1 protein-coding gene is annotated in these 1,231 nt (G+C 43.1%); it reads left to right on the top strand.

The annotated features are described in order from the left end of the window. Window positions 1-47: 47 nt before the first annotated feature. On the top strand, window positions 48-1,231 hold a 1,184-nt coding region (locus AB1552_14475; GenBank protein MEW6054963.1), incomplete at its 3' end, for a transposase.

Raw genomic sequence — 1,231 nt, forward strand, 5'->3', positions numbered from 1 at the left:
ATCCTGCGATACTTTTAAAAATAATACTATATGCCTATTCCAAGGGGATAACTACAAGCAGGCAGATAGCGCAATGCTGTCAGGAGAACATAATATTCATGGCCTTGTCAGCAGACACGCGGCCTCATTTTACAACCATAGCTGATTTCATATCATCGGCAGACCAGGAGATAATCCGGTTATTTCTTGAAGTCTTAATGACATGTGATGAAATGGGGCTGATAGGCAAGGAGATGTTTGCAATAGACGGCTGCAAGATGCCCTCCAATGCCTCAAAGGAATGGAGCGGAACCAAAGAAGAGCTTCAGCACAAGAAAGACAAGATGGAGAAGGCGATAAAGCAGATACTTGCAAGGCATCGGGAGATGGACAAAAAGGAAAAAGACAAGGAGATAATCAAGCAGGAAGAAAAATACGCACAGACCATCAAAGATAAAGTAAAGAAGATAAAACAGTTTCTAAAAGAAAACGATGATAAGCCCGGCAAGACTGGAAAGCCCATAAAGAGCAATATCACGGACAATGAAAGCGCCAAGATGAAGACCTCACATGGAGTGATACAGGGCTATAACGGAGTGGCGGTAGTTGACGATAAACATCAGATCATAGTGCATGCAGAGGCCTTTGGAGCAGCACAGGAACACGATCTTCTTAAGCCAATGATAGAAGGGACAAAAGAGAACTTCAGGGAACTTGGTGACAACAACGTATTTGAAAAGACAAAACTTGTAGCAGACACCGGATACCACACAGAGGCAAACATGCAGATGGTGATGGAAGAAGGGATAGATGCATACATACCAGATACCCAGTTTCGAAAGAGAGACCCGAGATTTGCAGATGCGGACAGATATAAAGAGAGGTCACGGAAGGAACTAAGAGAACTTCATGGGGCAAAAATGTTATACCGTGCAAAAGACTTTACACTGAGTCAAGACAAGAGATTCTGCATTTGTCCTGCTGGAAAACGACTTTATAGAAACGGCGGCAATGTAATACTGGACAGGAATACAGCGATCAAATTCAGAAGCTGTAAGACCCGCTGCCGTGTATGCGAAGTGAGAGAAAAATGTTTAAGGAATCCTGAGACCAGTGAAGTGAGACAGGTATGCTTTATTCAGGGGCGCATAGCTGATATTTCAGAGACTTTTACAGAAAAGATGAAACAAAAGATAGATTCGATAAAAGGCAGACTTCTTTACAGCAGAAGACTCGGGATAGCAGAGCCTCC

The organism is Nitrospirota bacterium, from assembly GCA_040754395.1.
In the GTDB taxonomy this organism is placed as follows: Bacteria; Nitrospirota; Thermodesulfovibrionia; order Thermodesulfovibrionales; family SM23-35; genus JBFMCL01.